Source organism: Methanogenium sp. MK-MG, assembly GCF_009914725.1.
In the GTDB taxonomy this organism is placed as follows: Archaea; Halobacteriota; Methanomicrobia; order Methanomicrobiales; family Methanomicrobiaceae; genus Methanogenium.
The window spans coordinates 1-7,490 of record NZ_JAAAWJ010000085.1; the positions used below are offsets into that span (position 1 = coordinate 1).

Annotated in this window: 7 protein-coding genes and 1 pseudogene; 3 read left to right on the forward strand and 5 right to left on the reverse strand. The window is 48.0% G+C overall.

The window, feature by feature from the left end:
* Together MKMG_RS09880 and MKMG_RS09885 are read left to right on the forward strand one after the other, a co-directional pair.
* Nucleotides 1-662 (forward strand): annotated as a pseudogene (locus tag MKMG_RS09880) (sodium:solute symporter family protein); the annotation flags it as partial.
* A 46-nt stretch (nucleotides 663-708) separates the two neighbouring features.
* The gene (locus MKMG_RS09885; protein WP_165077660.1) at nucleotides 709-2,028 is read left to right on the forward strand and encodes an NAD(P)/FAD-dependent oxidoreductase; all 1,320 of its coding nucleotides are present in this window, start codon (nucleotides 709-711) and stop codon (nucleotides 2,026-2,028) included.
* A 105-nt stretch (nucleotides 2,029-2,133) separates the two neighbouring features.
* Here the strand turns inward: MKMG_RS09885 and MKMG_RS09890 are convergent, their stop codons facing one another.
* From MKMG_RS09890 to MKMG_RS09910, 5 genes are all read right to left on the reverse strand, one after another.
* Nucleotides 2,134-4,026, reverse strand: a complete 1,893-nt coding sequence (locus MKMG_RS09890; protein ID WP_165077662.1) for a beta-CASP ribonuclease aCPSF1 — start codon at nucleotides 4,024-4,026, stop codon at nucleotides 2,134-2,136.
* Between the two features lie 45 nt (nucleotides 4,027-4,071).
* A complete protein-coding gene (gene psmB / locus MKMG_RS09895; RefSeq protein WP_165077664.1) occupies nucleotides 4,072-4,686 on the reverse strand; it encodes an archaeal proteasome endopeptidase complex subunit beta in 615 nt (204 codons plus the stop codon).
* Between the two features lie 135 nt (nucleotides 4,687-4,821).
* Nucleotides 4,822-5,646 (reverse strand): CBS domain-containing protein, encoded by an 825-nt coding sequence (locus MKMG_RS09900; protein WP_165077666.1) that lies wholly within the window; start codon nucleotides 5,644-5,646, stop codon nucleotides 4,822-4,824.
* A 23-nt stretch (nucleotides 5,647-5,669) separates the two neighbouring features.
* The gene (locus MKMG_RS09905) at nucleotides 5,670-6,098 is read right to left on the reverse strand and encodes a universal stress protein (protein WP_165077668.1); all 429 of its coding nucleotides are present in this window, start codon (nucleotides 6,096-6,098) and stop codon (nucleotides 5,670-5,672) included.
* 41 nt (nucleotides 6,099-6,139) lie between these two features.
* On the reverse strand, nucleotides 6,140-7,162 hold the full coding sequence (locus MKMG_RS09910) for an amidohydrolase family protein (protein ID WP_165077670.1): 1,023 nt from the start codon (nucleotides 7,160-7,162) through the stop codon (nucleotides 6,140-6,142).
* 62 nt (nucleotides 7,163-7,224) lie between these two features.
* Here MKMG_RS09910 and MKMG_RS09915 point away from each other — a divergent pair, with 62 nt between their 5' ends.
* Nucleotides 7,225-7,383: a preprotein translocase subunit Sec61beta gene (locus MKMG_RS09915; protein ID WP_165077671.1), complete on the forward strand. Its 159-nt coding sequence runs from the start codon at nucleotides 7,225-7,227 to the stop codon at nucleotides 7,381-7,383.
* The last annotated feature ends 107 nt before the right edge of the window (nucleotides 7,384-7,490 follow it).

The following is a 7,490-nucleotide window of genomic DNA, read 5'->3' on the forward strand; positions in this document are numbered from 1 at the left end:
CCGTGGTGATGTTCCTGGTGAAGTTTACCGGGTTTGCCGTGCGGGTGCTGGTTGAGGAAGGAAAACTGGTCTTGCCTGCGACCGTGAATACTCAGGACTTTGCGTTCATGTACGGGATTGAGTATGCCATGCCCAACATGATGATCTGGGCAATCTTTGCGGTGATTGTTCTGGCAGCCGTGATGTCGACAACAGATCGGCTGATGCTCACCATCGGGACGCTCTTCTCCTGGGATGTCTACCGGAATCTGCTGAAGCCGAATGCCCCTGACCGGGAAGTGCTGAAGGTCAGTCAGATCTGTGTGGTCATTGCAGCGGCCGTGTCCCTGTTCCTGGCAATCAATCCGCCGGATATGCTGGCGTGGCTGATATGGATGGGCATCGGCGTTATGCTCGCGACCTTTGCCGTGCCTCTCTTAGCGGCACTCTACTGGCGGCGGGCGAACGGTGCGGGTGCTATTGCAAGTATGCTTGCCGGTCTCATCGGTTCGGGTATCTTTGGATATTACCACAAGTTTGTTGCACCGCTGCCGGTGCATTTCAGTCTCATTGCCCTGATACTCGCAGCCATTGCAATGATTGTCTTCAGCCTGATGACGCCGAAGAACAGTGAAGATGTGCTGGATGCCACCATGACCGGCCCATACATTCAGCCAAAATAATTTTTCCCCGCCTTTTTTATGCCCCGGCGGCATAATAATTTAGATTGTGACGACAGCAATAATCGGTGGCGGACTTACCGGTGTCACGCTTGGCAGACTGCTTTTCCTGCAGGGTGAAGAAGTAATCATTCTTGAGCGTGACGAGACATACGGGGGATTGTGCCGTTCCCATACGGAAGATGGATTTACGTTTGACGACGGGGGTTCCCATATCATATTCTCGCGTGATGCTGAGGTCCAGTCATTTATGCGTGATGTGTTGCAGGATAACAAGGCTGAGCGGAACCGGAATACCAAGATCTTTTTTAAGGGAGCGTATGTCAAGTATCCGTTTGAAAACGGTCTTGCCGAACTTCCTGCAGAAGACAGGTTTTACTGCATCAATGAATATATCAAGACGCTCATCGCGCTTGAAAAAGGGGAACTCCAGCCCCCGGAAAACTTCCGGGAGTGGATTCTGTATACGTTTGGCACCGGGATTGCCGACCTCTATATGATCCCGTATAATGAGAAGATATGGAATTATCCGTCGGATAAAATGTCACTGCACTGGGTGGATGGCCGTATCCCCCGTCCTCCGGTGGAAGATATCATCAAATCCGCGATTGGGATTGAGACTGAAGGCTATACGCACCAGTCGGTCTTTACCTATCCGGTGACCGGCGGTATCGAAGCACTGGTGCGTGCGATTGCCGCACCCGTTGAAGATAAAATCCGGTGCGGCTTTTCGGTCTCTTCTATTGAGAAGACCGCGGACGGATTTTTAATCAGCAACGGCACGGAAACGATTACGGCTGACCGGTGCATATCAACGATTCCCCCGCAGGAATTGCTGCCCTGTCTGTCGGATGTGCCTTTGGAGGTGCGTGATGCGATTTCTGCTCTCTGCTATAATTCCCTGTATTCCGTCTGCATTGGGGTATCCCATAAGGTGAATGATTATTCCTGGCTGTATGTGCCCCAGAAGGAGCTGGGTATGTTCAACCGCATATCATTCCCGTCCAATTATTCGGATGCGGTTGCTCCTGCCGGGCAGTCGTCGGTGCTGGCCGAAATTACTTTTAATGAGGGCGATGACGTCTCCCGGATGACCGATGATGAGATCATCTCCCATACGGTAGAAGGACTGACAGAGATGGATATTCTTGGGTCGCCTGACGATGTGGTGTATGCAGCAGTCAAACGGCAGGAGTATGCATATGTCGTCTATGATCTTGCCTACCAGGAGAATATCGGGATTGTTCTTTCCTATCTGAAAGATATTGGAATCGAACCTCTCGGGAGGTTTGGTGAGTTTGAATACCTGAATATGGACGGCTGTATCCGGCGTGTCCTTGATTTCCTGGACCTGAAAAATCCGGCCTGAAGAACAAGAGGCCACCGTTTTCTTATTTCTGGCTGACATGCTCCCACGATGAAAGTCGTGGGCTTTCTGCCTGTTTTTTTGTAAGAAAAATAAAAGAGATTCCTCTCATACCAGACGGTAGGTTTCAAGGTTCATGGGTGAAACGGTCTGTATATGATAACTTTTGTAAATTGAGGAAGCCAGGTCAATAGTGCTCTTCTCATCGCCGTGGATGGTGAAGATTCGTTCCGGCCGGGGCTGAAGATGTTTGACATACCGCATCAGCTGATTTCTGTCAGAATGTCCGGAAAATCCATCAACGGTCTGTATTTCACAGTTCATATTGATGGTCTCACGCCGTCCGATTGGTATCTCCTTCCATCCCTTCTGAATCCTTCTTCCAAGGGTGCCGTCCGCCTGGTATCCCACAAAGACCAGTGCATTCTTTTCATCAGGTGCAAGTGTACGCAGATATTCCATCACAGGGCCGCCTGAAAGCATACCGCTCGTTGTAATGATGATGCACGGGTCGCCTTCAATGACCTTCCTTCGGAGGTCGGATGAATCAACCTGCTCAAAACATTCAGCCAGAAACGGATTCATGCCTTCTTTGAATATCTGTGTTCTGAGATCCGGATTCAGATATTCAGGATAGGTCGTATGAATGGCCGTTGCTTCCTTGATCATACCGTCCAGATAGATCTTGACGTCAGGAATTTTTTTCAGCCGTACCCCTTCTTCCAGGGTCAGCATCACTTCCTGTGAACGTCCAACGGCAAATGCCGGAATGACGACCTTTCCCCCCCGCTTTATTGTCGTATTAACAATATTGTAGAGTTTTTCTTCTGCATCCTTTTTGGATGGCTGGATATCACGAGAACCCCCATATGTACTCTCCATGAAAAGTGTCTCCAGGCGGGGGAACTGCACGGTTGCAGGGCCGAAGAGACGGGTCGTGTCGTAATTGAAATCGCCTGTAAACGCGACATTATAGAGTCCGTCTCCCACGTGGAAATGAGAGATGGCAGATCCCAGAATGTGCCCTGCATTATGAAAAGTCAGTTTGACATCCGGGGCAATATCGGTGACAGAACCATAGTTCAGGGTAATGGAATGTTTGAGATACTCCTGTACTTCCCGTGATGAATAAGGGGCCACCCCACCTTCTTTATTTACCACATCAATGTAATCCAGCTGAAGCATGGCAGAGAGGTCACGCGTTGCAGGTGTACTGTATACCGGCCCGTCAAATCCATATTTATACAGCAGGGGTATCATTGCACAGTGGTCAAGGTGTGCATGTGTCAGGACAACTGCATCCAGTGAACTGAGCGGGGATATTTCAGGAACACCAAGATAAGGGAATCCTTCAGACGAACTGCCGGGTTTTTCACCGCAGTCAATCAGAATCCTGCTCTCCGGTGTCGAGAGGAGAAAAGCTGCTCTTCCCACTTCACGGCAGCAGCCAAGGGTGGTGACACGCACCCATTTATCCTTGCTCCTGACATCACGATGGATTCTCTTCCCTATCCGGCGAAGAAATTCTTTTCGTTCATCCTTTACCGACCGAAGATACTTGCGTATATCCCTGACCGTTTTGCTCTCGATGGGTGGTGTCCGCACAACCTTTGCTGTCCATCCGATCTCTTTTGTGATGTCACGGAGTGTTGCTCCGTTCTTTCCAATAACAAGCCCTGGTTTTTCGGCTTCAACCAGCACTTCGCCGGTATCGGGATCAAAGAACAGGTCCGTTATTCCCGCGCTGTCAGGTACAACTGCGCGCACTTTTGCAGCAGCTTTTTCCGGGTCTTCCAGTATATTGGGGCGGACAACAATTCGTTTGCGTAATTCACGGGCAAGGATTTTGATTAAATCCGCCTGTTCGGCAAATTTTTTTGTATCATCGGTGTAGATGACAAGTTCAGGTCCTTCAAATTCAACCTCTGATATCGAAATACCAGCAGGCACTTTGGCATTGATCTTATTCCTGAGATCTTCTAAACGCTCTTCAATTAACATTAAAATCGTCCTAAAAAAGAAAAATAGTGGGATGAAAGCGGGGTTTTAAATAACCTCCTCTGTCATCTCCTCATATTTATCTTTGGTAATTATTACAATACTCATGGATTCACCTGATGCTGAATCCCGCCGAATGGCTGACCTGAGTGCTCGTTTTGCAAGGTGAACCGCTGCTGCTTCATCCATACCGGATTCATAGCGGTCTTCAAGTACACCGTATGCAAACGGGGACCCTGAACCGGTTGCAACAATCTCATCTTCCTTTGATGCACCTCCCATCGCATCCACCGAGTAAATGCTTGGGCCGTTAATATCAAATCCGCCAACAAGCAGCTGGACATAATATGGATAATGCCGGTTCTGGTTCAGAACATTTGAAAGAAGCGATGCTGATGCACCTACGGTCATATCGCGGCCACGACGAATCTGGTACAGGTTGCATTCCACCTGCATCAGCCGCGCAAGTGTCTGTGCATCACCCACTCCTCCGGCTGTTGTCATGCCGATTCGGTCTGCAATCTGGTAGACTTTCTTTGCTCGCTTGCTTGCAATCATTGTACCCATTGTGGCACGCTGTTCAGTTGCAAGCACTACACCATCATGAAACACAAGACCTACAGTTGTAGTGCCTTTTGTTACCCCTTCCGGTAGTTCTGACATTCACAATCCTCCAATCAAAAGTACGCTATATAAGGGAGTAAAAGCGCTTAGGTATAGAACGCGCCATTCTTTCATAAAGGTATTGGATATATTTTCAGAAAACTGTTCTGAAAATATTCTGATATGAAGAAGATGTTACGCTTCTTCAAGAATTATTTTGATCAGTTCACGGTCATAGAGCATAGAGACCATCTTGCGGTCCCCGTTTATTACCGGGAGCTGATCCACCCGTGCACGTTTCATCTTCAGTGCGCATTCGCTGATCTCTGCATTGAGAGGGACTGCAACAACTTCCCTTACCATCGCATCCTTTACGGGTTTATCCGGAAGCTGAACCTTGGAGATGCCATATGATATGGTGTAGTTATCGCGGAGTGATTCCCAGGTCCATTCATCATCATCAGTGCCGTTTGAGAAGTCACTCACTTCAACACTGTCTTCAATACTTGAATGGCGGATTAAATCCCGTTCTGATATGATGCCGGTCAGCTGGCCGCTTTCATTCAGTATAGGCACTGCATCATATCCCGACATCTCCATAATCCTGCCGACGAGCGGCAGAGGCGACTCTTCCCAGACTGCAAAGGTATGGGAACTGAATTTGTTGCGGATTTCGTCAGTAATCTTCATGCGGGCAATAGCGCCCACAATATCTGATATACTGATGAGGCCAATCAGTTCACCACCTTCAACAACCGGCAGACGGCGGAAATGATTTTTTATTAAAATTGCCGCTGCAGTCTGAATCGTTTCATCAGGGGTGATGGTGACAGGGTCCGGTGTCATCAAAAGTCCCAGCTGCATTTCGTCAGACTTTGTGAGCATATCCTTCCGGGTGATGATGCCTACCAGCACTCCCTCTTTCAGGACAGGAACACCACTAATACCGGTTCGTTTCAGAATCCTGAGAACATCATCTCTGTTTCCGGGAATCTCCACGCAGACAACATCCGTTGTCATCACGTCACGAACAGTTTCCTGTATTATAATCTCACCACCAGGGTGCTGACACTACTGTGGCGTACAACGTGCGTTGTCACACTGCCAAGCAATATCTTTTCGATATCGCTCTTCGCATGAGAACCAAGGACGATCAGATCAGCATTCATATCGGCTGCTGCAGCAATAATCTCAACTCCTGCATGGCCTTTTCTTAGATGAGTATTCAGGGTGACACCTTCCTCTTCACATCTCTTTTCTGCATATGAAAATACATTCAGTCCCTGCTGTTCCAGCATGTTTCTGATATATTCCATCGTTTCATCTGCAGGAATATTATCAAAAAGGCCGGTCTCAAGAACATAAACGACATTAAGCTGCGCATTCCACACTTTGGCTTCGGTCAATGCCGTTTCCAGAGTTTTAATACTGATTTCTGATCCATCTACGGCAACGAGAATATTTGTAAACACAGTCCACCTCTATAGAATTGCTTTATTAACTATTCTGAATATCAATTTAAAAGACTTCCTTCCAGGTCCATGGGGTTTAGTCGGTTTATTATTGTATTTAACATGTTTTTTGAGTATTTTGCATTTGAACGCGCCGTATTGTACTGGATAAAACGTGCATCTGTATCTTCAGTGATGGCGTAATTCCTGCCCACAATCTGCGCCCCGCCTGTTGCCATCGTTAGAATCTTTTTTGCATCGATTCCATACACATAATGACAGAATGCCATCTCCGCTGCCATGTCCGGCTGTACAAACATTACGTTATCGGTTCCAAGCCAGAGTTCAACTCCTGCCTCAATCATTGCATGAACCGGCGGGTTCTGGCTGGAGGATGTGACACCCAGTCTCCAGTTTGACCGGGGGCAGATTACAACAGGAATGCCTGCATCAGCGATGCTGCGGATGTGTGCAGCAGATACGTGAGTACAGTGAACAAGCATATCCGGGTCAAATGACAGGGCGGTCTCCACATCGGTGCTGTCTTTTTCTCCTGCATGAAAGGCAATCTGTTTCCCTTCAGCACGTGCACCTTCGATGATCCGGGTTAATTCCTCTCCATAATGGCGTGTACTTGAAATACCCAGACCTGCACTGACTGTCTCTCCTCCGTCTCTTCCGAAGATGGCAGCATCAAGGGAACAGTCTGCATTGGCTTCCTGAAGATACCTGACACCATTTATACCGCCTTCCCGGAAATCTGCAAATCCAAAGCTACCTGTTCGTGCCATTGTCTGTATACTCGCAGACATTGCTTCAACACAGAAACGTGGGGATGCCGCACGCAATATGCGATGTTTCAGGCCGTCAGGCGGTGCTACGAGATCTCCGATAGCACCTGCGGCATCGATGTCCATTGCAACGGTGTCACCCAGATGCGTGTGGGCATTAAAAAAACCCGGGAAGATCCATCGATCAGGCACCCGGGATATCTCTTCAATGCTGGTTATCGTCCCATCAGTGACAACTATCCGGACATTTCGTTCGTCAAAATCGTCTCCCAACAGGGCCTTACCCTCATACATTTGTTCAGAATACAGTGTTCGTCACCTTCCAATTTAAATATGCTAAAATTCAATTGTAGTGCATGGCAAAAAAGAGTGGTGGAAGACTTGTATCCTCAGCGGGTCTCGTCACATACTATGACAGTGAAGACCGCAGGGCAATCCATATCGCCCCGAGAACGGTAATGATAGTTGCAGGAGTAATTGCTCTCATTACGATCGTCCTGAATGCATTATATTAATAATTATTTGTAACTATTCAGCCCCCCAACCAATTTTAGCGAGAATTAACCGTTAGATCAAAATATTATGGGTACATATTAACATTCAATGAATGTGCCTCCCAGTC

Excerpts from the sequence above, each read along its gene's own strand:
- MKMG_RS09910 (WP_165077670.1), bottom strand. The coding sequence starts at position 7,162 with ATGTATGAGGGTAAGGCCCTGTTGGGAGACGATTTTGACGAACGAAAT.
- MKMG_RS09890 (WP_165077662.1), bottom strand. The coding sequence starts at position 4,026 with ATGTTAATTGAAGAGCGTTTAGAAGATCTCAGGAATAAGATCAATGCC.
- MKMG_RS09900 (WP_165077666.1), bottom strand. The coding sequence starts at position 5,646 with ATGACAACGGATGTTGTCTGCGTGGAGATTCCCGGAAACAGAGATGAT.
- psmB (WP_165077664.1), bottom strand. The coding sequence starts at position 4,686 with ATGTCAGAACTACCGGAAGGGGTAACAAAAGGCACTACAACTGTAGGT.
- MKMG_RS09915 (WP_165077671.1), top strand. The coding sequence starts at position 7,225 with ATGGCAAAAAAGAGTGGTGGAAGACTTGTATCCTCAGCGGGTCTCGTC.